Annotated in this window: 22 protein-coding genes; 17 read left to right on the top strand and 5 right to left on the bottom strand. The window is 73.8% G+C overall.

The features are described from left to right. Nucleotides 1–97 precede the first annotated feature (97 nt). The 5 genes from GA0070562_RS15920 to GA0070562_RS15900 all read left to right on the top strand — a co-directional run bounded on the left by GA0070562_RS15920 (nt 98) and on the right by GA0070562_RS15900 (nt 6488). Complete coding sequence (locus GA0070562_RS15920) at nt 98–3550, top strand: Rne/Rng family ribonuclease (protein ID WP_091421855.1); 3453 nt, start codon at nt 98–100, stop codon at nt 3548–3550. 306 nt (nt 3551–3856) lie between these two features. Continuing rightward, nucleotides 3857–4171: a 50S ribosomal protein L21 gene (gene rplU / locus GA0070562_RS15915; protein ID WP_091421852.1), complete on the top strand. Its 315-nt coding sequence runs from the start codon at nt 3857–3859 to the stop codon at nt 4169–4171. An 11-nt stretch (nt 4172–4182) separates the two neighbouring features. Continuing rightward, on the top strand, nt 4183–4437 hold the full coding sequence (gene rpmA / locus GA0070562_RS15910; RefSeq protein ID WP_013288010.1) for a 50S ribosomal protein L27: 255 nt from the start codon (nt 4183–4185) through the stop codon (nt 4435–4437). 90 nt (nt 4438–4527) lie between these two features. Continuing rightward, the gene (obgE, locus tag GA0070562_RS15905; RefSeq protein WP_091421847.1) at nt 4528–5979 is read left to right on the top strand and encodes a GTPase ObgE; all 1452 of its coding nucleotides are present in this window, start codon (nt 4528–4530) and stop codon (nt 5977–5979) included. Nucleotides 5980–6038: 59 nt separating this feature from the next. Then, nucleotides 6039–6488 carry a GNAT family N-acetyltransferase gene (locus GA0070562_RS15900; protein WP_091421845.1) on the top strand — a complete coding sequence of 150 codons (450 nt, stop codon included), beginning with the start codon at nt 6039–6041 and terminating at the stop codon, nt 6486–6488. A gap of 15 nt (nt 6489–6503) precedes the next feature. Here the strand turns inward: GA0070562_RS15900 and GA0070562_RS15895 are convergent, their stop codons facing one another. Then, nucleotides 6504–7163, bottom strand: coding sequence for a DUF6766 family protein (locus GA0070562_RS15895; RefSeq protein WP_091421843.1), 660 nt, complete (start codon nt 7161–7163; stop codon nt 6504–6506). A gap of 85 nt (nt 7164–7248) precedes the next feature. After that, nucleotides 7249–7713, bottom strand: a complete 465-nt coding sequence (locus tag GA0070562_RS15890; protein WP_175438758.1) for a DUF4383 domain-containing protein — start codon at nt 7711–7713, stop codon at nt 7249–7251. A 208-nt stretch (nt 7714–7921) separates the two neighbouring features. Here GA0070562_RS15890 and GA0070562_RS15885 point away from each other — a divergent pair, with 208 nt between their 5' ends. The 3 genes from GA0070562_RS15885 to GA0070562_RS15875 are packed head-to-tail and all read left to right on the top strand — an operon-like array spanning nt 7922 to nt 9823. Then, nucleotides 7922–8704, top strand: coding sequence for a hypothetical protein (locus GA0070562_RS15885; protein ID WP_091421836.1), 783 nt, complete (start codon nt 7922–7924; stop codon nt 8702–8704). A gap of 31 nt (nt 8705–8735) precedes the next feature. Then, complete coding sequence (locus tag GA0070562_RS15880) at nt 8736–9188, top strand: phage holin family protein (RefSeq protein WP_013288004.1); 453 nt, start codon at nt 8736–8738, stop codon at nt 9186–9188. Further along, nucleotides 9185–9823: a DUF3618 domain-containing protein gene (locus GA0070562_RS15875; protein ID WP_091421831.1), complete on the top strand. Its 639-nt coding sequence runs from the start codon at nt 9185–9187 to the stop codon at nt 9821–9823. The genes GA0070562_RS15880 and GA0070562_RS15875 overlap by 4 nt, the downstream gene beginning before the upstream one ends. Nucleotides 9824–9888: 65 nt before the next feature. Here the strand turns inward: GA0070562_RS15875 and GA0070562_RS15870 are convergent, their stop codons facing one another. Next, entirely contained in the window at nt 9889–10974 is a 1086-nt protein-coding gene (locus GA0070562_RS15870) for a glycosyltransferase family 2 protein (protein WP_091421828.1), read from the bottom strand. 121 nt (nt 10975–11095) lie between these two features. Between GA0070562_RS15870 and GA0070562_RS15865 the strand changes: the two genes are divergently transcribed. Continuing rightward, entirely contained in the window at nt 11096–11734 is a 639-nt protein-coding gene (locus GA0070562_RS15865) for an SRPBCC family protein (RefSeq protein WP_091421826.1), read from the top strand. Beyond that, nucleotides 11731–12909 (top strand): zinc-dependent alcohol dehydrogenase, encoded by a 1179-nt coding sequence (locus GA0070562_RS15860; RefSeq protein WP_091421823.1) that lies wholly within the window; start codon nt 11731–11733, stop codon nt 12907–12909. The genes GA0070562_RS15865 and GA0070562_RS15860 overlap by 4 nt, the downstream gene beginning before the upstream one ends. A gap of 22 nt (nt 12910–12931) precedes the next feature. Here GA0070562_RS15860 and GA0070562_RS15855 read toward each other — a convergent pair whose 3' ends face one another. Continuing rightward, nucleotides 12932–14197 (bottom strand): cytochrome P450, encoded by a 1266-nt coding sequence (locus GA0070562_RS15855; protein WP_091421819.1) that lies wholly within the window; start codon nt 14195–14197, stop codon nt 12932–12934. Between the two features lie 237 nt (nt 14198–14434). Between GA0070562_RS15855 and GA0070562_RS15850 the strand changes: the two genes are divergently transcribed. Next, nucleotides 14435–14821 carry a hypothetical protein gene (locus tag GA0070562_RS15850; RefSeq protein WP_091421817.1) on the top strand — a complete coding sequence of 129 codons (387 nt, stop codon included), beginning with the start codon at nt 14435–14437 and terminating at the stop codon, nt 14819–14821. Between the two features lie 7 nt (nt 14822–14828). Here the strand turns inward: GA0070562_RS15850 and GA0070562_RS15845 are convergent, their stop codons facing one another. Continuing rightward, nucleotides 14829–15047: a DUF397 domain-containing protein gene (locus GA0070562_RS15845; protein WP_013287999.1), complete on the bottom strand. Its 219-nt coding sequence runs from the start codon at nt 15045–15047 to the stop codon at nt 14829–14831. A gap of 66 nt (nt 15048–15113) precedes the next feature. Between GA0070562_RS15845 and pepN the strand changes: the two genes are divergently transcribed. From pepN to GA0070562_RS15815, 6 genes are all read left to right on the top strand, one after another. After that, nucleotides 15114–17630: an aminopeptidase N gene (gene pepN, locus GA0070562_RS15840; protein WP_091421814.1), complete on the top strand. Its 2517-nt coding sequence runs from the start codon at nt 15114–15116 to the stop codon at nt 17628–17630. A gap of 82 nt (nt 17631–17712) precedes the next feature. Beyond that, nucleotides 17713–18309 (top strand): nicotinate-nucleotide adenylyltransferase, encoded by a 597-nt coding sequence (nadD, locus tag GA0070562_RS15835; protein ID WP_013475510.1) that lies wholly within the window; start codon nt 17713–17715, stop codon nt 18307–18309. A gap of 111 nt (nt 18310–18420) precedes the next feature. After that, the gene (gene rsfS / locus GA0070562_RS15830) at nt 18421–18825 is read left to right on the top strand and encodes a ribosome silencing factor (RefSeq protein WP_091421810.1); all 405 of its coding nucleotides are present in this window, start codon (nt 18421–18423) and stop codon (nt 18823–18825) included. Next, nucleotides 18822–19451: a histidine phosphatase family protein gene (locus GA0070562_RS15825; RefSeq protein WP_091421807.1), complete on the top strand. Its 630-nt coding sequence runs from the start codon at nt 18822–18824 to the stop codon at nt 19449–19451. The genes rsfS and GA0070562_RS15825 overlap by 4 nt, the downstream gene beginning before the upstream one ends. Before the next feature lie 48 nt (nt 19452–19499). Beyond that, complete coding sequence (locus GA0070562_RS15820; RefSeq protein WP_091422087.1) at nt 19500–20354, top strand: DegV family protein; 855 nt, start codon at nt 19500–19502, stop codon at nt 20352–20354. 9 nt (nt 20355–20363) lie between these two features. Beyond that, nucleotides 20364–21140 (top strand): SDR family NAD(P)-dependent oxidoreductase, encoded by a 777-nt coding sequence (locus GA0070562_RS15815; RefSeq protein ID WP_091421803.1) that lies wholly within the window; start codon nt 20364–20366, stop codon nt 21138–21140. The last annotated feature ends 430 nt before the right edge of the window (nt 21141–21570 follow it).

Below are 21570 nucleotides of genomic sequence, written 5' to 3'. Positions count from 1 at the left end.
CGGTCGCGCGTTTGCGTGCCCGGCGGAAACACCTTTGCGGCAACCCTGCGTGGCAGCGCTCACCCGCGCCCGGGGCGGCCAGAACTGGAGAACGTCCATGCTCGAGAACGAGCCCGAGGGCGGCGAACGGACCGGCGCAGAGCCGGCCGGGACGACCGCCGACAGCGCCGCCACCGCCTCCGGCAGCGCTGACAGCGCCGCCTCTGCCCGCACGGAGGGTGCCTCCTCCGGCAGTGCCCACGGCGCCACCGTGGAAGGCGTCGCCGCGGTGGAGGGTGGCGTCACTGCGGAAGGCGGCGTCACTGCGGAAGGCGTCGCCGAGACCAAGCCGCCGGCCCGTAAGCGGGCCAGCCGCCGCAAGGCCGCTCCGCTGAACCAGCCGGAGCAGACCGACGCGCCCGTCGAGGCGTCCACGACAGTGACCGGCAGCGGCGAGTCGCCGCAGGCCGAGGTGCTCGCGCCGGTGGCCGGCGAGTTGGACACCGCGCCGAAGACCACCCGGCGGCGTCGTAAGGCGACGCCGGCGAAGGCGGTCGAGGAGCCGGTGGCCGCGGCCGGTGTGGAGGCCGCCTCGGAGGAGGTCGTGCCGCCGGTCAAGGTCACCCGGACCCGTCGTCGCAAGGCCACGCCTCCGGCTGCCGAGACCGTCGCGCCGGACGAGTCCGCCGCCGCGGGGCAGGCGCCCGCGGACGGGGCGATCGACGGGCCGGTCTCCGTGCCCGGAGGCGACCTGATCGCCGAGGGACGCGCCGACATCGACGGCGGCGAGGCCGCCACGGGCGGAGCAGCCACCGCGGAGACCGCCGGGCAGGCCCCTGCCGGGACCGCTGGTCGGGCCCGCGCCGGCGACCGGACCGCCGCCGGCCGGCGCACCGCCGCCGGCGACAAGGCCACCGCCGCCGGCGACAAGGCCACCGCCGCCGGCGACAAGGCCACCGCCGGCGGGAACAAGGCCGCCGGCGGCACGGTGAGCACCGGCGGCACGGCCGGCATCGGTGAGACCGGCGAGGACCTCGAGGACGAGGACGAGGACGCCGAGACCGAGACCGGCGGGACCGTTGGAGACGCGAGCGCCGCGGCTGCGCGTACCGAAGAGGTCAACCTGGCCCGCGGCGGTGGCCCGGCGGACGCGACGGGCGTGGTGTCGACAGGCGCCGCCGTGCCGCGCGCGGCCGAGGAGCCGGCCGAGACGCCGCCGGCCACGAGCCGCCGGCGTCGTGCCGCGCTCTCCGCCCCGACCGTCCTGTTCATGGCGCCGCAGCCCGACGAGGCGCCGGCCGTCCAGGTGACGTACCCGGCGGCGGAGGAGCCGATCGAGGAAGCGGTCGAGACCGGCCGGCGCCGCCGTCGCGGCCGCCGTGAGGTCGAGCCGGTCGAGGCCGAGGTCGAGCCGGAAGCCGCCGAGGAGGAGCCGGCCACCGAGGCCGAGGAGCCCGACGAGGCGGACGAGGACGACGAGACGGCCGCGGCCCGGCGTCGCCGCCGCCGGGGCCGCAGGGGTCGTGGCCGGGGCAAGGGCGGCGCGGACGAGGCCGACGACGAGGACGTCGAGGAGCCCGGCGCGGCCGAGACCGCCGAGGGTGAGGCCGAGGAGCCCGCGGAGGACGAGGAGGCCGAGGGCGAGGGGATGACCCGCCGCCGTCGCCGTCGTCGCCGCCGGGGCGCCGGGGAGGCGGACACCGCCGCCGAGGACGGCGTGCCGACCGTCGTCAAGATCCGTGAGCCGCGCAAGCCGGTCGACGAGGTGCAGGGTGTCTCCGGTTCGACCCGGCTGGAGGCCAAGCGGCAGCGTCGGCGTGACGGCCGTGAGCAGCGGCGTACCCGGCCGCCGATCCTGAGCGAGTCGGAGTTCCTGGCCCGTCGCGAGGCGGTGGACCGGGTCATGGTGGTCCGCCAGCGGGGCGACCGCACCCAGATCGCCGTGCTCGAGGACGGCGTGCTCGTGGAGCACTACGTCACGCGTAACTCGTCCGGCACGATGGCCGGCAACGTCTACCTGGGCAAGGTCCAGAACGTCCTGCCGAGCATGGAGGCGGCCTTCGTCGACATCGGGCGCGGGCGCAACGCGGTCCTGTACGCCGGTGAGGTCAACTGGGACGCCACCGGCCTGGAGGGCCGGGCCCGCTCGATCGAGCAGGCGCTGCGCTCCGGCGACTCGGTGCTGGTGCAGGTGACCAAGGACCCGATCGGGCACAAGGGCGCGCGGCTGACCAGCCACATCGCGCTCTCCGGCCGGCACCTGGTCTACGTGCCGAACGGCAACGCCTCCGGGATCAGCCGCAAGCTGCCCGACACCGAGCGCAAGCGGCTGCGGGACGTGCTGAAGAAGCTGGTGCCGGACGGCGCCGGCGTGATCGTCCGGACCGCGGCCGAGGGTGCCAGCGAGGACGAGCTGGCGCGCGACGTCAAGCGGCTCCAGGCGCAGTGGGAGGACATCCAGGCCAAGGCGACCGAGGGCGGCGCTCCGGTGCTGCTCTACGAGGAGCCGGACCTGGTCATCCGCGTGGTCCGGGACCTCTTCAACGAGGACTTCCGCGAGCTGGTGATCGAGGGCGAGTCCGCGTACGACGTGGTCGAGTCGTACCTGTCGCACGTGTCCCCGGACCTGGTGGCGCGGCTGCGCCGGCACGCCGGGGTGGCGGACGTGTTCGCCGAGTACCGGATCGACGAGCAGATCCTCAAGGGGCTGGACCGGAAGGTCTTCCTCCCCTCCGGCGGCTCGCTGGTGATCGACCGCACCGAGGCGATGACAGTCGTCGACGTCAACACCGGCAAGTACACCGGCTCCGGCGGCAACCTGGAGGAGACGGTCACCCGCAACAACCTGGAGGCGGCCGAGGAGATCGTGCGCCAGCTGCGGCTGCGCGACCTCGGCGGCATCGTGGTGATCGACTTCATCGACATGGTGCTGGAGTCGAACCGGGAGCTGGTGCTGCGCCGGCTCACCGAGTGCCTCGGCCGGGACCGCACCAAGCACCAGGTCACCGAGATCACCTCGCTCGGCCTGGTGCAGATGACGCGAAAGCGCATCGGCGCGGGCCTGCTGGAGGCGTTCAGCGAGACCTGCGAGTGCTGCAAGGGCCGGGGCGTGATCATTCACACCGAGCCGGTGCCGGAGAAGCCGCGCGGGGGCGCGGGGGAGAAGGTCAAGGCGGTCGCCTCGGCGGTCACCGCGCCGGCCGAGGAGAAGGGCCGTCGCCGGGGTCGCAAGGCCGCCGCGGAGAAGCCCGCGGTGGAGGCCGCCCCGGAGCAGCCGGCCGCGCAGGCCGCCGCTGAGCCGGCGGCTGCGCCCGCCGCGCCGGAGCGGACCGTCGCCGAGGTGGTCGAGACCGACGACGACTACTACGACACCCAGGGCTACGACCTGTCCCGGTTCGAGGCGGACACGCCCGCCGCCCCGGCGGTCGCGGACAGCCAGGAGGGCGACTCGGCCCGGCTGGCCGCCGCCGACGACCCGGACGCGATCGGTGACGGAGACAACGACGACGACAGCGGCGCCCCGCGTCGGCGGGCGCGCCGTGGCGGAGCCCGGCGGCGTACCCGGCCGTGAGGCGCTGACCTGCGCGAACAGGGCCCCCGCTCCGCCGAGATCGTGCGGAGCGGGGGCCCTGTCGTGTCCGTCGGGCCCTGCGCCCCGGGCGCGGGGGAGGCGTGATCGGGCAGCCCGGTTTGGGGGGCGGGCGGGGTATGCCGTACGCTTGCCTGCGGCGCACTTTGGTGTGCCGAGTTCCCGCGTGCCCGCGCCGCCGGTGTCACGGCTCCCGGCGAGACGCCGTGGGAACGACCGTCGACGGTGTGACAGCCGACAACGGTGCAATAGACGCCAGCAGCCTCAACGACAGGGAGTCCGCCTCCGATGTACGCGATCGTCAAGACCGGCGGCAAGCAGTACAAGGTCGCCGAGGGCGACGTGATCGAGGTCGAGAAGCTCGCCGGTTCCCCCGGCGACGCGGTGAAGCTCACCGCGGTGCTCCTCGTCGACGGTGACGACCTGGTGACCGACGCGGCGAAGCTCGCCAAGGTCGCGGTGTCCGGCGAGATCGCCGCGCACACCAAGGGCCCGAAGATCCGGATCCACAAGTTCAAGAACAAGACCGGCTACCACAAGCGCCAGGGTCACCGCCAGCCGCTGACCCAGGTCAAGGTGACCGGCATCTCCAGCGGGAAGTAGGTCGTCCTCCAATGGCTCACAAAAAGGGTGCGTCCAGCTCGCGTAACGGCCGTGACTCCGCGGCCCAGCGACTCGGCGTGAAGCGCTTCGGTGGTCAGGTCGTCAGCGCGGGTGAGATCCTCATCCGTCAGCGTGGCACCAAGTTCCACCCCGGTGACCTGGTCGGCCGTGGCGGCGACGACACGCTGTTCGCGCTGGCCGCCGGTTCGGTGCAGTTCGGCACCAAGCGCGGTCGCAAGACCGTCAGCATCGTGCCTCAGCAGTAGTTTTCTGGCGAAGCGGGCCGCGGACCTCTGAGTCCCGGCCCGCTTCGCCTTTTCACGCGCGGGGCGGACCCCGCTGGAAGGATTGGCGTCGTGACGACGTTCGTTGACCGGGTCGTCCTGCACATGCAGGCCGGCGACGGCGGGCACGGCTGTGTCTCGATCCACCGGGAGAAGTTCAAGCCGTTCGGCGGGCCGGACGGCGGCAACGGCGGCCACGGCGGCAGCGTGTCCCTGGTGGTCGACGCGCAGGTCACCACGCTGCTCGACTTCCACTTCCGGCCGCACCTGAAGGCCGAGAACGGCAAGGGCGGCGCCGGCTCGAACCGGGACGGCGCCAACGGCCGTGACCTGGTCATCAAGGTGCCGAACGGCACCGTGGTGCAGAGCCTCGACGGTGAGGTGCTGGCCGACCTGGTCGGCGTCGGCACCACGTTCGAGGCGGCCCGGGGCGGCCGGGGCGGGCGCGGCAACGCCTCGCTGGCGAACGCGCGCCGCAAGGCGCCCGGCTTCGCCGAGCTGGGTGAGCCCGGCGACCGGCTCGACGTGGTGCTGGAGCTCAAGAGCGTCGCCGACGTGGGCCTGGTCGGCTTCCCGTCGGCCGGCAAGTCCTCGCTGATCTCGGTGATCTCCGCGGCCAAGCCGAAGATCGCCGACTACCCGTTCACCACACTGGTGCCGAACCTGGGCGTGGTCCGGGTGGACAACCACACCTTCACCGTCGCCGACGTACCCGGGCTGATCCCGGGTGCGGCCAGCGGCAAGGGCCTGGGCCTGGAGTTCCTCCGCCACGTCGAGCGCTGCGCCGTGCTGGTGCACGTGATCGACACCGCGACGCTGGAGCCCGGACGCGACCCGCTCGCCGACATCGACGCCATCGAGTCGGAGCTGTCCCAGTACGGCGGGCTCGCCGACCGGCCCCGGCTGGTCGCGCTCAACAAGGTCGACGTGCCGGACGGCAAGGACCTGGCCGACATCGTCCGCCCCGACCTGGAGGCCCGCGGCCTGCGCGTCTTCGAGATCTCGGCGGCGACCCGCGAGGGTCTGCGCGAGCTGACGTACGCGATGGCGGAGCTGGTCGACCAGGGCCGCCGCGCCGCCCCGCCGGCCGAGCCGACCCGGATCGTGATCCGCCCGAAGGCGGTCGACGACGCCGGCTTCACCATCGAGGCCGAGCCGGACGGCTCGTACACGGTGCGCGGCAGCCGGCCGGAGCGCTGGGTGAAGCAGACCAACTTCGACAACGACGAGGCAGTGGGTTACCTGGCCGACCGGCTGGCCCGTCTCGGCGTCGAGGAGAAGCTCGCCAAGGCCGGCGCGCAGCCCGGCGACCTGGTGCGTATCGGTGACCGGGAGTTCGACTGGCAGCCGACCCTCTACGCCGGTGTCGACTTCGTGCCGGGTAACCGGGGCACCGACGTACGGCTCGAGGAGAAGTCGAACCGCCCGTCGGCTTCGGACCGGCTCGCGGCCCGCAAGGCCCGCCGGGTGCGGCCGGAGGACGAGGTCGAGGCCGCGCCCGCGGCGGAGGCGGACGCCGAGTAGCCGTTTCCGGGTCGGTGGCGGGAAACCTGCGCGAAATCCGGCCGATCTAGCGTACGGGCATGTTGATCGAGACCCGTCCCGCCACCGATCCGGAGATCGCCGCGCTCGTCGTCGCCCAGCAGCGCGAGCTGCGCGACGCCGACGGCGGGCTGGACGGACAGGTCACAGTCGTGCACACCGACGTCCGCTACCTGGCCGCCGTGGTGGGCGGCCGGGCGGTCGGCTGCGGCGGCCTGCAGGCGCTCGACGCGGACACCGGCGAGCTGAAGCGGATGTACGTGCGGCCGGCGTACCGAGGTCGGGGCATCGCCCGGCAGCTGCTCGTGGCGCTGGAGGAGCTGGCGTTCCAGCAGGGGCACCGCACGGTGTGCCTGGAGACCGGCACCTACCTGCCGGCCGCGATCGGGCTCTACCGGTCCAGCGGTTACGAGCCGATCCCGGTCTACGGCGAGTACGTCGACAACCCGTACAGCGTGTGCTTCGCCAAGCGGCTGCCGGTGGCGGCCTGATCGGCGGCCCGACGCTCAGGCGCTCGTCTGCGCGTGCGGCGCGGTGACCGGCTTCGACTCGGGACTGGCGTGCTGGCGCAGCACGATGCTGAGCAGGATCAGCACGCCGACGGCGAGGAACTCGCTCTGCCAGTTCTGCATCGACTGGAACCAGAAGTCGCTGGTGCCGAGGAACTGCCACGCGCTGATCGGGGCGGCGCCGCTCTCCAGCGCCTGCTCCTGGTTGTAGGCGGCCACGCCGCCGAACAGGTGCCCCAGGAACGCGCCCCCGAAGATCATCAGGAGTGCGATGGCGAGGCTGTTCCGGTAGACCACGAGCGGCAGCCCGCCGACGCGTACCGGCCAGGGTGAGTCGGGGCGGGCGTGGTCGCGGTTGTCCTCCGGCCGGTCCGTCTGGTCCTCCGGCTTCGACTCGGCCGAGCCCTTCTGCACCAGGTACGCGGTGAGCAGCACGTAGCCGCCCATCTGGAGGAACTCCGACTCCCAGTTCTCGAACACCGCCTCGGCGAAGTGCCCGGTGCCGAGATAGGCCCACCAGCTCAGCGGCTCGGCGCCGTACTGGCTCAGCTCCTCGTTGTGCACCTGCCAGCCGAAGACGCTCTGCAGCAGCAGGAAGACCAGGAACGCGCCGAGCATGGCTATCGAGAGCATGTTGTCGCGCAACCACCGTGGCATCGCCGGACCTCCTCGACCCGTTCGCGGTTGCCCTCCTGCCCGGCGACGGGCCGGGGCAAACGCCTGATCGGCGTGTCGCGCCTGGTCAGGGGCGGTCGAAGGGTGCCTCCACCCGGCTGCCGGTGCCGAGGTTGTTGTTCAGCAGCAGGCCGGCGGCGAGCATGCCGAAGCCGAGGGCCAGGTGCAGCCAGTTGTCGGCGTCGTTCACCGGCACGAAGTTCACAGCGGTGTCCCGGTCGATGGCGAAGCCGTACAGCCACAGCACCAGGTAGAGCGCGCCGCCACCGGCGAGGAACACCCGCGCTCCGCCCAGCCGCCGGGCCATCACCAGACCGACCAGCCCGAACGACAGGTGCAGCAGGTTGTGCAGCACCGACACCTGGAACACCCCGAGCAGCTTCGCCTCGGAGTGGTGCCCGGCGAACGTCATGTCGCCGTAGTGGGTGGTGATGCCGGGCACGAAACCGAGCACGCCGATCAGCGCGAAGAGGGCGGCCGCCGCGAGCGCTACCTTCTGCACCGCAGGCCGGGCGGAGGCGTGTTCGCGCAGGTCACGTGCCATCCCTGTCACCCCCGTGGGAGTCGCCGCCGCCCGGGCGGGCAGGCATTCCATTGTCTGACCGGGACGGGCCGCTCCCGCAGAGAAATCAGGAAACAGGCATGGACCCGTCGACCTGGGGTAGGGCGATTGTCACGCGGAAACAATCCGCGTACCCCCCGAAGACACCCGCTGGGAACACACGAGCGGAAGGGACACCATGACTCAGGATCTTTCTCCCAGTTCGGCCACGTACCAGTCGACGAACGGTGGCGGTGTGCGTGACCAGGCCCGCCAGGTCGGCTCCGACGCCGCGAACGCGGGCGGCGCGGTCGCGCAGACCGCCAAGGAGCAGGGCCGGGAGGTGGTGGGCGAGGCCAAGCGGCAGGCCCGCGACCTCTACGGCGAGGCCCGCGGACAGGTCACCACGCAGGCCGGTCAGCAGCAGCAGCGCGCGGCCAGCGGCCTGCGGTCGCTCGCCGACGAGATGCGCACCATGGCGCAGCAGGGCGGCGGCTCCGGGCCGGTGACCGAGCTGGCCCACCAGGCGGCCGAGCGCGTGCAGGGCGTGGCCGGCTGGCTGGAGCAGCGCGAGCCGGGCGACCTGCTCAACGAGGTGAAGAGCTACGCCCGCCGCAACCCGGGCACGTTCCTCGTCGGCGCGGCGCTGCTCGGCGTGGTCGCCGGGCGGCTCACCCGCAACATCACCGCACTCGGCGACGACAGCACGGCGCGGCCGGCGTACGACCCGGACCGCACCGCCGTCATCCCGGCCGCGCGCGAGGTGCCGGACCAGGTGCCGCCGGGCGGCTACCTCGACCCGACGCCGGGCAGCTACGCCGAGCCGGACCCGGGCTACTCCGCGCCGGGCGCGACCTACCCGGGTGGCGGCGCCCCGAACACCTGGGCCGACCCGGTGGGCGGCACCGGCCAGCCGCTGCCGCCGCCGGAGCGCACCGACCCGCTGCCGGGCGTCCCGTCGACCGGCGCTCCCCGCCCGTGACCGGCCGCACCGGCAGAAGGGAGGCGACGGCATGACCGTACCCACGCAGGACCCCGGCTATCAGGCGGCGGGCGCCCCGCCCCACGCCGACGAGGTGCGCGGCAGCTCGCTCGGCGACCTGATGCGTCAGGTCACCACCGACCTGTCGACGCTGATGCGCCAGGAGGTCGAGCTGGCCAAGGCCGAGATCCGCCAGGAGGGCAAGAAGGCGGGCAAGGCCGCCGGACTGTTCGGCGGCGCCGGTTTCGGCGGCTACATGGTGGCGCTCTTCGTCTCGATCGCGATCTGGCAGTTCCTCGACAACGTCATGGACTCCGGGCTGGCCGCGCTGATCGTGGCCGTCATCTGGGCCGCGGTCGCCGCGGTTCTGTACTCGATGGGCAAGAAGAACGCCGAGCGGATCCGCGGCCTGAAGCAGACCAACGACAGCGTGCAGCGCATCCCCGACGCGCTCAAGCCGCACCCGGAGGGAGTCATCCGATGAGCACCGATCCCGAGCAGATCCGCCGCGAGATCGAAGCCACCCGCAACAACCTCAGCTCGGACGTGGACGCCCTGGCGTACAAGGTCAGCCCGAGCCGCATCGTCGACGACCGCAAGCAGCGCGTACGCAGCGCGCTGACGAACGTGAAGGACAAGGTGATGGGAACCGCATCGGACCTCGGCCACAGCACCGGCCACGCCGCCCACTCGGTGGGCGACCACGCCTCCTCGATGGCCTCCACCGTGGGCGACAAGGCGCAGTCCGCCGCCGCCACGGTGAGCGACGCCGCCCACCGAGCACCGCAGGTGGTGCGGCAGAAGTCCGAGGGCAACCCGATCGCTGCCGGCGTGATCGCCTTCGGCGTCGGCATGCTGGTCTCCTCGCTGATCCCGGCCACCCGCCGCGAGCAGCAGGTCGCCGCGCAGGTCAAGGAGAAGGCCGCCGAGCACGGCGGCGTCGTCAAGGAGAAGCTGGGCGAGGTCGCCACCGAGCTGAAGGAGGAGCTGCGCGAGCCGGCGCAGCACGCCGCCGAGTCGGTGAAGGCCACCGCGCAGGACGCCGCGCACGCGGTCAAGGACGACGGCCGCGCCGCCGCCCAGGACGTCCGGCACAGCGCCGAGCAGGCGCGGTCCTGAAGGTCCGCGCCTCCGGTTAGGAAGGGCCCCCTTTTATCGCCCAGGCGATAAAAGGGGGCCCTTCCTTACACCTCGGCGCGCAGCGGTGGGGGCACTGCCCCGGTCTCCACCCACAGCACCAGGTCGTCGGGGCGGCGCCGCGTCATCCGCCGCCGCAGGAGACGGGTGGGGTTGGCCGCCGTCCGCAACCGGGCGCCCGCGTAGGGCACCCCGCCGCGCAGCCGCCGGCCCACCGCCAGCCAGGCGCACAGGCCGCGTTCCAGCACCCAGGCGGGCGCGGCGAGGCTGGTGTGCGCCGGGAAGACCCGGGTGCCGCCGGCCCGTCGCCGGCCCAGCTCCGCCACTGCCACAGTCGCCAGTCCGGCGCGCAGCAGCAGCCCGGGCCGGCGGGTGGCGAGCGCGACCGCCGTCGCCGGCAGCACCGCCAGCGCGGCCAGCAGCCACACCGGCCGGGCCGTCTCGTCGTACGCCTGGCGGACGCGCTGCCCGAGGAAATGCGCGGCGGTGGGCGGTAGCCGCCGCACGTACAGCCACGCGGGGGTGGCGGTGCTGCCGCCGTACGCGCGCACGGTCCGGACCAGCTCCAGGTTCTCGAAGAGCACGTCGGGGTCGTAGCCGCCCATGGCCAGGAACGTGCTCCGCCGGACCGCCAGCGTGCCCGGCCAGTCGCCGCCGAACACGCGGGCGAGCAGCGTCCGGCCGGTGTCCCACCAGGCGTGCCAGGGCAGCGGGTCGAAGTGGTTCTGCGGCCGGACCAGGTCCACCCCGTCCAGCATCTGGTGCACGGCGCACAGGGCCGCCCGGTCGTACCGGACGTCGTCGTCGGCGATCACCACGTGCTCGTGCCGGGCCAGCGCGACGCCGGTGAGCACGCCGAGCACCTTGCCGTTGCGCCCGCGCAGCGCCGGGTCCGGCGGTACGTGCCGCACCAGCCCGTGCCAGGCGGCGGCGTGCCGCGCGAACAGCTCCGGCGGCGATCCGTCGACCACCACCACGTCGACCCAGCGGCTCAGCTCCCGCAGATACCCGGTCAGCTCGTCCAGGCCGCTGTCGTCGTGGGCGCGCAGCGGCAGGACGTACGCCATCGGGAGCCGGACCGGCGCGGACGCGGCGCCCTCGTCATGCGGTCGTGCGGCGGTCGGTCGGGTCACGTCGCCTCCCCTCGTGTCGGGTCACGCGACTTGCCCGGAATGCGGCTGCTGAAACCGTTTCGGGCGCCCTGCGTCGGGTAGCGCAGCCGGATACGGACGGTCCGAGTCGGGAGGAGACGTGATGCCCAGCAACGCGACGAGATGGGTGCTGGCCGGCGCCGCCGCGGTGACCGCGCTCGGGGTCACCCGGGCGGTGGCCCGCCGGCGGCACCGGCACCAGCCCGATCGGGAGGACGGCTGGTACGTGGTGCGCCGGGGGATCACCGTGGACCGGCCGGTCGACGAGGTGATCGGCTTCTGGACCGACCGCGAGCGGCTGGACCGAGGGCTGGCCGAGTGGGCGACGCTGGAGCAGCTCGACGCGAACCGGTGGCGCTGCGTGGCGGCCGACCCGGCCGGTGGTGGCACCGAGTGGCGGGCCGAGATCACCGTCGACGGGCCGGGCCGGTTGAGCTGGCGGGTCACCGACGGTCCGGTCGCCCAGCGCGGCCGGGTCGAGCTGGCCGCCGCGCCGCAGGACCGGGGCACCGAGATCCGGGCCGAGCTGCGGTGGCGCTCCGGACCGATCCGGCGGGCGGTCGGCCTCGTCGGTGGCAGCGACCCGGACCTGGGGCTGCGCACCACGTTGCGCCGGATCAAGTCGCTGATCGAGACCGGGCAGGTGCTCGACACCCGGCACGACCCGTCCGGGCGCAGCCCGCGGCAGGAACGGGCGACGGACAAGGTACGCGAGAAGCTGATGGCGGGAGGACGACCGTGAGGGCGTTGTGCTGGGAGGGCGTCGGCAAGCTGGCCGTGCGGGACGTGCCGGAGCCGACCGTCAGGTCCGGCGGCGACATCATCGTCAAGGTACGCGCGAGCAGCGTCTGCGGCTCCGACCTGCACCTGATCAACGGCTACCTGCCGGCGATGCGCGAGGGTGACATCCTCGGCCACGAGTTCATGGGCGAGGTGGTCGAGACCGGCCCGGAGGTGCGGCGTATCAAGGTCGGCGACCGGGTGGTGGTCGGCTCGGTGGTGGCCTGCGGCTCGTGCTGGTACTGCCGCACCGAGCAGTTCTCGCTGTGCGACAACTCCAACCCGCAGCCTGTCTTCACCGAGAAGCTGTGGGGCCACTCGCCCGCGGGCATCCTCGGCTACTCGCACGCGGCCGGCGGCTACTCGGGCAGCCACGCCGAGTACATCCGGGTGCCGTTCGGCGACGTCGGCGCGTTCACGGTGCCGGACGGGGTGCCGGACGACTCGGTGGTCTTCGCCTCCGACGCGATGCCGACCGGCTGGATGGCCGCCGACTTCTGCAACCTCAAGGGCGGCGAGGTGGTGGCGGTCTGGGGCGCCGGCGGCGTCGGTCAGATGGCGGCCCGGTCCGCGCAGATCCTCGGCGCCGAGCGGGTCGTGGTCATCGACCGGTTGCCGGAGCGTCTCGCCACCGCGGCGCAGCGCCTCGGCGTGGAGACGATCAACTACGCCGAGACCGACGTGCTGGAGGCGTTGCGGGAGATGACCGCCGGGCGCGGCCCGGACGCCTGCATCGAGGCTGTCGGCATGGAGTCGCACGACGTCGGCCCGGCGTACGCGTACGACAAGGCCAAGCAGACGGTACGCGCGCAGACCGACCGGCCCACCTCGGTCCGGCAGGCGATCATGGCGGCCCGCAAGGGCGGCACGGTGAGCATCGTCGGCGTGTACGGCGGCCTGGTCGACAAGTTCCCGCTCGGCGCGGCCATGAACAAGGCCCTGGTGCTGCGGATGGGACAGATGCACGCCCAGCGCTACATCCCGATGCTGCTGGACCGGGTCGCGGCCGGCGAGATCGACCCCGGCTACCTGGCCACCCACCCGATGTCGCTGGAGCAGGGCGCCCGGGGCTACGAGATCTTCGAGAAGAAGGAGGACGGCTGCCTGCGCAGCGTGCTGCACCCGCAGGCCGCCTGACCGCCCACCGGGGTGCGCCCGTTCAGCGCAATGGGCGTACCCCGCCGGCCGGGCGTACCCCGTCGAGCACCAGCCCGCCGGGCGGCAACGCCGGCATGGCACCGAGGTCGAGCGCCAGGTCCTGCGGCGGTACGCGGTAGCTCATCGCGCCGGTCAGGTTCGTCACCGCCCGCTTCATCAGCTCGATCGTGATCCACTCACCGGCGCAGCGGTGGCCGGTGTAGTGATCGCCGCCGCCCTGCGGGACCAGGCCGAACGGGTCGTCGCGCCAGCCGGCGAAGCGCTCCGGGCGGAACCGTTCCGGCTCGGGCCACGCGTCGGGGTGGTGGTTCGTGCCGTACAGGTCGAGCAGCACGCGCCGGCCCTGCGGGAACGCGTACCCCCGCCACTGGAACGAGCGGCGCACCCGGGCCGCGGCGACCGGGAAGAACGGGTAGTAGCGGCGTACCTCCTGCACGAACTGCTCGGTCGCGGCGTCGTCGCCTGGCAGCAGGTCCCGCCAGTGCGGGTGGTCGTGCAGCGCCAGCGCGGCGAAGACCACGTACCGGTCCACCGCGACGGTGGGGCGCAGCACGTTCAGCAGCTCCACAGCGGCGATCCGGCGCGGCAGCGGCAGACCCCGCTCGTCCCGGTGCCCGGCCACGACCGCCAGCGCGCTGCCCTCCGGGGCGGGCGCCGCGCCCGCGCGTACCCGCTCGATCAGCTCACCGGCCCAGCGTTGCGCGTGCCGGCGGCCGAGCCGTCCGCGCCAGTGCCGGGGGCCCAGCGCGGCCGGCGCCTCGATCATCGCGTGCATCTCGGCTGTCCGGCGCGGCACGTCGGCCTCGGCCAGCGGCACCCCGGCCCAGGCCCAGACCGTCCGGGTCAGGATCTTTCCCACCTCGTCGTAGAGCACCACCGGGCCGGCCTCGGCCCAGTCGGGGATCCGGGCCCGCCACTGCTCGTCGAAGATCTCCCCGAGCCGCCGGATCGCGGCCGGCGTCATGATCGACATGAACATCGCCTTGCGGGCCCGGTGCGCCTGTCCGTCGAGGCCCTGCACGCCGCCAACGCCGGTGAGCGTGCGCTGCCCGCGCATCGGCATGGCGCCGCGCCGGACGAACCGCTCCTCGTCGTAGAACAGCTCGGCGGCGTCCCGGCCGCGCAGGCAGATCGTCGGCTCCAGGAGCAGCCGGGTCTGGAAGACGTCGGTGCCGAGACGATCGCAGCGGTCGCCGACGAAGCGGTAGCCCTCCCGCAGGAACGCGAGCGTGCTGTCCGGGCTCCGGTCGCTCGGCATGGTGCTCATCTCGGCGGCTCCTGACGCGGTTCGGCGACCCTGCCTACCTACCCGGGCCGGCGCGGCCGAACCCTCCATTCCAGCAGCTCCGGCCCTTCGGGGGAGGGGCCGGCCACGCGGGCGGGTGCTGGCCCCTCCCCGGGCGCGGAAAAGCTGGTTGGCTCGGATTCGCGGACCCGCGGCGACCGGTCCGCCGCCCGCCGGCGCGGCGTCCGGGGGCGTCACCGGCGACGGGGGAGGGCACGGATGCGTGACGACAGGGCGGCACGACGGCACCGCGAGGCAACGGCCCGGTTGCACGGCGACGGCCGCGATGGGCCGCTGATCGGCGCGCCCCGGCGCCCCGCACCCCGCCCGCCGCGCCACTTCACCGTGCACCTGGGCTTCGTCGCCGCCGATCCCGCCGTCGCGCGGGAGCACGCCGTGGCGTACGCCGAAGCGCTCGGCCTGCTCCGCCCGGAGCTGGCGCTCGGCGCGGCGGCCCTGTCCCCGGCGGACGCCTGGCACCGCGCGGAGCGGCTGTTCTGCGATTCCGTCGGGCCCGACGGCGAGCGCTGCGCCGACGTGGCCGGTCACCCCGGCTTCCACCACGCGCCCGGTCCGGGGGGCCTCGGCTGGGGCGACGGTGACTGAGGCGCGCTCAGTCCAGGTCGAACTCGCCGTCCTGGGCGCCCGCGACGAACGCGTCCCACTCGGCCTGCGTGAAGACCAGCACGGGCCCGTCCGGCTCGGCGGAGTTGCGCATACCGATCAGGTCGTCGACGAAGGCCACTTCGACCGCTCCCTCGGAGGTGTCGCCCTCTGCCCGCTGCCAAACCGCCCGGGAGAGGTCGAAATCGCCCTTGGGATGCTGACCCATCGCTGCTCCTCCATCGCCATGCGTAACGAGACGGCCCGAGCGGACCTCATCGGGCAGGATAAGCGGATGCCGAGCCTCACCCGTGCAGAGGCGACCGCGCGCCGCGCGTCGATCAGCGTCGAGTCCTACGATGTGGACCTCGACCTGACCGGCGACGCCGAGCGGTTCCGCTCCGCCGTCACCATCCGGTTCCGGGCCACCCCCGGCGCCGAGACCTTCGTCGACGTCAAGCCGCGCCGACTCCTCGCCGCCCGCCTCAACGACCGCGACCTCGACCCGGCCCTGCTGGCCGGCGGCCGGCTGCCGCTGACCGGCCTGGCCGCGACCAACACGCTCACCGTCGAGGCCGAGATGGCCTACTCCAACACCGGCGAGGGGCTGCACCGCTTCGTCGACCCGGCCGACGGCGAGACCTACCTCTACGCGATGTCCTTCCTGGACGACGGTCCGCGCATCTTCGCCGCGTTCGACCAGCCCGACCTGAAGGCCCCGGTGACGCTGACCGTCACCGCGCCGCCGGAGTGGACTGTCGCCGCCAACGGGCCGCTCGCCGGCCGGCCCGCGGCCGGGCGCTGGGAGTTCGCCCCCACCGAGCCGCTGGCCACCTACTTCGTCTCGCTGATCGCCGGGCCCTGGCACGTGCTGCGCGCCGAGCACGACGGCATCCCGCTCGGCCTCTACTGCCGGCGTTCGCTCGCGGCCCACCTGGACGCCGACGCCGACGAGATCTTCACCGTCACCCGGCAGTGCCTGGACCGCTTCCACCAGCTCTTCGCCGAGCGCTACCCGTTCGGCAAGTACGACCAGGCGTTCGTGCCCGAGTTCAACGCGGGCGCGATGGAGAACCCGGGCCTGGTCACGATCCGCGACGACTACGTGTTCCGCTCGGCGGTCACCGACACCCAGCGGGAGTTGCGCGCCACCACCATCGCCCACGAGATGGCGCACATGTGGTTCGGCGACCTGGTCACCATGAGCTGGTGGGACGACCTCTGGCTCAACGAGTCCTTCGCCGACTACCTCGGCACCCGGGTCACCGCCGAGGCGACCCGGTTCGACCGGGCGTGGACCACGTTCGCGAGCCGTCGCAAGGCCTGGGGCTACACCGCCGACCAGCGCCCCTCCACCCATCCGGTGGCGCCGGAGGAGGTCGCCGACGCCGCTCAGGCGCTGCTCAACTTCGACGGCATCTCGTACGCCAAGGGCGCCAGCGTGCTGCGTCAGCTCGTCGCCTGGCTCGGCGACGAGGCGTTCCTGGCCGGGCTGAACGCGCACTTCGCCGCGCACCGGTTCGGCAACGCCACGCTCGCCGACCTGCTGGCTGCCCTGGGCGCGGCGAGCGGCCGCGATCTGGACGGCTGGGCGCAGCGCTGGCTGCGCCGCGCGCAGGTGAACACGCTGCGGGTCGACACCGCCGTGGACGCCGACGGGCGGTGGACCGACGTGGCGATCGTGCAGACTGCCCCGGCGAGCCACCCGGTGCTGCGGCCGCACCGCATCGGCGTGGCCCAGCACACCGCGGACGGCCCGGCGTACCGGTTCGAGCTCGACCTCGACCCGGACGCCGACGGCGGCCGTACGCCGCTGCCCGAGCTGGTCGGGCGGCCCGCCACCGGGCTCGTGCTGCCGAACGCCGGTGACCTGACGTTCGCGAAGATCCGGCTCGACCCGGCCTCGGCGGACGCGGTGCCGCTGCTGCTGCCGGGGCTCGACGATTCGCTGGCCCGGGCGCTGCTCTGGGGCGAGACGCTGGACGCGGTCACCGACGGGGAACGCCCGGCCGCCGTGCTCGCTGCGCTGATCGGGGCGGCGCTTCCGGCCGAGACCGAGGTGACGATCGTCGAGGACGTGCTGTTGCTCAGCCGCCGGCTGATCGACCGCTACCTCGACCCGCTCGCCCGCGACGCGGCGCTGCTGCGGGTGGCGACCGCCTGCGCGGCGCTGCTCGACTCGGCGCCCGCGGGCGGCTCGTTGCAGCTCGCCGCCGCGCGCGGTCTGATCGGCGCCACCACCGACACCGCGATGCTGACCGGCTGGCTGGCCGGGGAGGGCGTGCCGCCGGGGCTGGCGATCGACGCCGACCTGCGCTGGGCGGTGCTACGCCGGCTCGTGGTGCTCGGCGCGGCCGGGGCGCCGGACATCGACGCCGAGGCCGACACCGACCGCAGCGCCACCGGCGCCGAGCAGGCCGCCGCGTGCCGGGCCGCGCTGCCCGACGCCGACGCGAAGCGGGCCGCCTGGGAGATCGTCACCCGCAGCACCGAGCTGTCCAATCGGCTCGTCGAGGCGACCGCCGAGGGCTTCTGGCAGCCCGAGCAGGCCGAGCTGACCGCCGGCTACGTGGAGCGCTACTTCGCCGACATGCCGGCGGCGGCGCGTCTGCGTACCGCGTGGGTGGCCGACGCGGTCACTGTCGCCGCGTACCCCCGCTACGCCGTGGCGCAGACCACCCGGGAGATGGCCGCGGCGCTGCTGGATCGCGACGACCTGACGCCCGGCCTGCGGCGGTGGGTGACCGACCTGGACGACGACATGCGCCGGGCGCTCGTGGCCCGGACAGCGGTGGCCGCCGTGTCGGCCTGACCGGGGCACGCCGGGCGGGCTCATCCGCCCGGCGTGGCCGACCCCGCCCGAGCCCGTCCGGGGCGCGGCCTACGATCGCTGGGTGGAGGAAGACATCCGGCGGGTCGGCATCATGGGCGGCACGTTCGACCCGATCCACCACGGGCACCTGGTGGCGGCGAGCGAGGTGGCCGACCGGTTCGGTCTGGACGAGGTCGTGTTCGTGCCGACCGGACAGCCGTGGCAGAAGGCGGAGGAAGCGGTCACCCCGGCCGAGGACCGCTACCTCATGACGGTGATCGCCACCGCCTCCAACCCCCGCTTCCAGGTGAGCCGGGTCGACATCGACCGGGGCGGCCCCACCTACACCGTCGACACGCTGCGCGACCTGCACGCCGAGTACGGCCCGAAGGCGCAGCTGTTCTTCATCACCGGCGCGGACGCGCTGGAGCGCATCCTGTCCTGGAAGGACCTGGACGAGGCGCTCGAACTGGCCCACTTCATCGGGGTGACCCGGCCCGGCTTCGAACTCACCGACAAGCACCTGCCGGCCGACTCGGTGAGTCTGGTGCAGGTGCCCGCGATGGCGATCTCCTCGACCGACTGCCGCGCGCGGGTCGCCCGGGGGGAGCCGGTGTGGTACCTGGTGCCCGACGGTGTGGTGCAGTACATCGCGAAACGGCGCCTCTATCAGCGGTGAATCCGTCCCTGTATGTCCCAGTTCATGCCTGAAATCGACTAGAACTGACAAGTCGGCACACCGCCGGGTGTGAGAGGCTTGGAGGGTCGCACGGTTGATCGAAGGAGAACGGTGACAGTTTCCGAACGCGCGCACGAGCTGGCGATGGCCGCCGCCCAGGCCGCGGCCGACAAGAAGGCACAGGACATCGTCATCATCGACGTGGGCGACCAGCTCGCGATCACCGACGCGTTCCTGCTGGCCGCCGCTCCGAACGAGCGTCAGGTGCTCGCCATCGTCGACGCCATCGAGGAGCGCCTGCTGGAGCTGCCGGAGAAGGCCAAGCCGCTGCGCCGCGAGGGCGAGCGGGGTGGCCGCTGGGTGCTGCTCGACTACGTCGACATCGTGATCCACGTCCAGCACACCGAGGAGCGCGAGTTCTACGCGCTCGACCGGCTCTGGAAGGACTGCCCGCAGATCCCGTTCACCGATCGCGACCTGGCCGACTCGGCCGCCGGCACCGCCACCGCCGAATGACCCGCCTGATCGTCTGGCGGCACGGCAACACCGACTGGAACGCCGCGAGCCGGGTCCAGGGTCAGACCGACGTGCCGCTCAACGACCTCGGCCGGGAGCAGGCCCGCGCCGCCGCGCCGGTGCTGGCCGCGCTGCGCCCGGACGCGATCGTCGCCAGTGACCTGCGCCGGGCCGCCGACACCGCCGCCGCGCTGTCGGCGCTGACCGGGCTGCCGGTCCGCTCCGACGCCCGGCTGCGCGAACGGCAGTTCGGCCAGTGGCAGGGTCTCACCCTGACCGAGGTGGCCGAGCGCTTCCCCGACGAGTACGCCCGCTGGCGGGCCGGCGATCCCGACCCCGGCGCCGGCATCGAGCCCCTGGGCGACCTGGGTGCCCGGCTCGGCGCCGGGTTCCAGGACGCGGCCGACCTGGCCACCGGCGGCACGGTCGTGGTGACCACCCACGGCGGCGGCGCCCGGCAGGGCGTCGGTCACCTGCTCGGCTGGGACCACACGGTGCTGCGCAGCCTCGGCGCGCTGGCGAACTGCCACTGGACCGAACTGCGTCACGACGACGTCCGGGGCTGGCACCTGCGCGCGCACAACGTCGGCCTGATCACCCAGCCGGCGCTCACCGACGCGGTCTGACACCTCCGGCCCCGGCACGTCACAGCGCCATCGGCTAGCGTGCCGGTCATGTCCGTCGCGGTCGTCACCGACTCCACCGCCTACCTGCCCCCCGACCTGGTCCGCGCACGCGGGCTCACAGTCGTCCCGCTGACAGTCGTCCTCAACGGCGCGGAAGGGCTGGAGGGTGTCGAGACCTCCCCGGCCGACGCCACCCGTGCGCTGAGCGGCCGGCGGGTCTCGGTGAGCACGTCCCGGCCCGCGCCGGAACAGTTCGCGCAGGTCTACCGCACGCTGCTCGCCGAGGGCGCCGACGGCGTGGTGTCGGTGCACCTGTCCGCCGAACTGTCCGGCACCGTCGAGGCCGCCCGGCTGGCCGCCGCCGAGGTCGGCGACGACCGGATCACCGTCGTGGACAGCCGATCCACCGGCATGGGCCTGGGCTTCCCGGCGCTCGCCGCCGCCGCGGCCGCCGCCGGGGGAGCCGACCTGACCGGGGTACGCGACGCGGCGCTGGATGCGGTAGCCCGGACCACCATCTACTTCTACGTCGACACGCTGGAGTTCCTGCGCCGGGGCGGCCGGATCAACGCGGCCGAGGCACTGCTCGGCACCGCCCTCTCGGTCAAGCCGATCATGCACATGCCGGACGGTGCGATCGTGGTGAAGGACAAGGTCCGTACCGCCAGCCGGGGCGTCGCGCGCCTGGTCGACCTTGCCGTCGAGGCGGCGGACGAAGCCCCTGTGGACCTCGCCGTGCACCACCTCGCCGCGCCGCAGCGGGCCGAGCAGTTGCTGACGGCGCTGACCGAGCGGCTGGGCGACCGCCTGCACGACACGTACGTCACCGAGGCCGGAGCGGTCGTCGCCGCGCACGCCGGACCCGGGCTGGCGTGCGTGGTGGTGCACCGCCGCACGCCCTAGGGTTGCCGGATGACCCCACTGTCGTATGTCGTCACCGGCGGCGGGCGCGGCGTCGGACGGGCCATCGTGGAACGGCTGGCCGCCGACGGGGGCACCGTGGTCGTGGTCGAGCGGGACACCAGCGCGGTGGACTGGCTGGCCCGGCATCCACTGGCCGACCGGCTGCACGCCGTGACCGGGGACGCCGGCGACGAGGCGGTCACCGGCCGGGCCGCCGACCGCGCCGAGGCGTACGCGCCGCTGGCCGGCTGGGTCAACAACGCCGCCGTCTTCCGCGACGCCGACCTGCACCGCGCGCCCGCGAGCGAGGTGGTCGACCTGATCGCGCTCAACCTGCGCCCAGCCGTCGCGGGGGCCGGCACCGCCGTACGCCGGTTCCTGGCCGCCGGCTCCGGCGGCGCGATCGTCAACGTCTCCTCCCACCAGGCCCGCCGGGCGGTGCCGGGTGCCCTGCCGTACGCCACCGCCAAGGCCGCGTTGGAGGGGCTGACCCGGGCGCTCGCTGTCGACTACGGTCCGCGCGGGATCCGCGCCAACGCGGTGGCGCTCGGGTCCATCCACACCGAACGGCACGCCGCCTACCTGGCCGGGCTCGACCCGGCGGGGGTGGAGCACGTCGACGCGGAGATGGCCCGGCTGCACCCGGTGGGCCGGATCGGGCGTACCGGCGAGGTGGCCGAGGTGGTCGCGTTCCTGCTCTCCGAACGCGCCTCGTTCGTCAACGGCGCGACGGTGCCGGTCGACGGGGGACGGGCCGCGCTCGGCCTGGACCCGGAGGCGCGCTGAGCTTCGCCTCCCGGCCGCCTTAGCACAGTCAGGGCTTGATCGGGTTCCTGTCCACAGCGCTCCCGTCGTCCACAGGTGAGAGTTCACCGGCCGACGGGTGACGAGCCGCCGCCGTAGCGTCCCGAGCCGTGCCAGACGACGAGGAGACGACGGTACGGCGGCGGCTCGCCCGGCTGTTCGGGTTCACGGATGCCGCCGCCGTCCCGCCGTTCCCCGCCGACCGCGTGGGCGAGTCCGGCCACCGTGCCGGAGAGGCCCAGCCCGACCCGGATCTCGTCGAGCAGGGCGGCCCGGCGGCGCGGTCCTCCCGGCGGCCCGGGCTCTCCCTGTCCGGACCGGCCCCCGACCCTTGGCCTGACGAAGCCGGGCCGGTCTTCAACGGCGGGTCCGTTGCGGCCCTTGGGCACGCCGCCGGCGGGGCTGGGCCGGA

The sequence above is a fragment of the Micromonospora tulbaghiae genome (assembly GCF_900091605.1).
Taxonomy (GTDB): Bacteria; Actinomycetota; Actinomycetes; order Mycobacteriales; family Micromonosporaceae; genus Micromonospora; species Micromonospora tulbaghiae.
Note: the sequence above shows the minus strand (reverse complement) of the source record. Positions and strands in the feature narration are given on the sequence as shown.

Coding starts and splice junctions, on each gene's coding strand:
- GA0070562_RS15820 (WP_091422087.1), top strand. CDS start 19,500: ATGTCCGTCGCGGTCGTCACCGACTCCACCGCCTACCTGCCCCCCGAC.
- rplU (WP_091421852.1), top strand. CDS start 3,857: ATGTACGCGATCGTCAAGACCGGCGGCAAGCAGTACAAGGTCGCCGAG.
- pepN (WP_091421814.1), top strand. CDS start 15,114: ATGCCGAGCCTCACCCGTGCAGAGGCGACCGCGCGCCGCGCGTCGATC.
- GA0070562_RS15875 (WP_091421831.1), top strand. CDS start 9,185: ATGAGCACCGATCCCGAGCAGATCCGCCGCGAGATCGAAGCCACCCGC.
- GA0070562_RS15885 (WP_091421836.1), top strand. CDS start 7,922: ATGACTCAGGATCTTTCTCCCAGTTCGGCCACGTACCAGTCGACGAAC.
- GA0070562_RS15920 (WP_091421855.1), top strand. CDS start 98: ATGCTCGAGAACGAGCCCGAGGGCGGCGAACGGACCGGCGCAGAGCCG.
- GA0070562_RS15815 (WP_091421803.1), top strand. CDS start 20,364: ATGACCCCACTGTCGTATGTCGTCACCGGCGGCGGGCGCGGCGTCGGA.
- GA0070562_RS15845 (WP_013287999.1), bottom strand. CDS start 15,047: ATGGGTCAGCATCCCAAGGGCGATTTCGACCTCTCCCGGGCGGTTTGG.
- rpmA (WP_013288010.1), top strand. CDS start 4,183: ATGGCTCACAAAAAGGGTGCGTCCAGCTCGCGTAACGGCCGTGACTCC.
- GA0070562_RS15855 (WP_091421819.1), bottom strand. CDS start 14,197: ATGAGCACCATGCCGAGCGACCGGAGCCCGGACAGCACGCTCGCGTTC.
- GA0070562_RS15900 (WP_091421845.1), top strand. CDS start 6,039: ATGTTGATCGAGACCCGTCCCGCCACCGATCCGGAGATCGCCGCGCTC.
- GA0070562_RS15850 (WP_091421817.1), top strand. CDS start 14,435: ATGCGTGACGACAGGGCGGCACGACGGCACCGCGAGGCAACGGCCCGG.
- GA0070562_RS15880 (WP_013288004.1), top strand. CDS start 8,736: ATGACCGTACCCACGCAGGACCCCGGCTATCAGGCGGCGGGCGCCCCG.
- GA0070562_RS15895 (WP_091421843.1), bottom strand. CDS start 7,163: ATGCCACGGTGGTTGCGCGACAACATGCTCTCGATAGCCATGCTCGGC.
- GA0070562_RS15865 (WP_091421826.1), top strand. CDS start 11,096: ATGCCCAGCAACGCGACGAGATGGGTGCTGGCCGGCGCCGCCGCGGTG.
- GA0070562_RS15825 (WP_091421807.1), top strand. CDS start 18,822: ATGACCCGCCTGATCGTCTGGCGGCACGGCAACACCGACTGGAACGCC.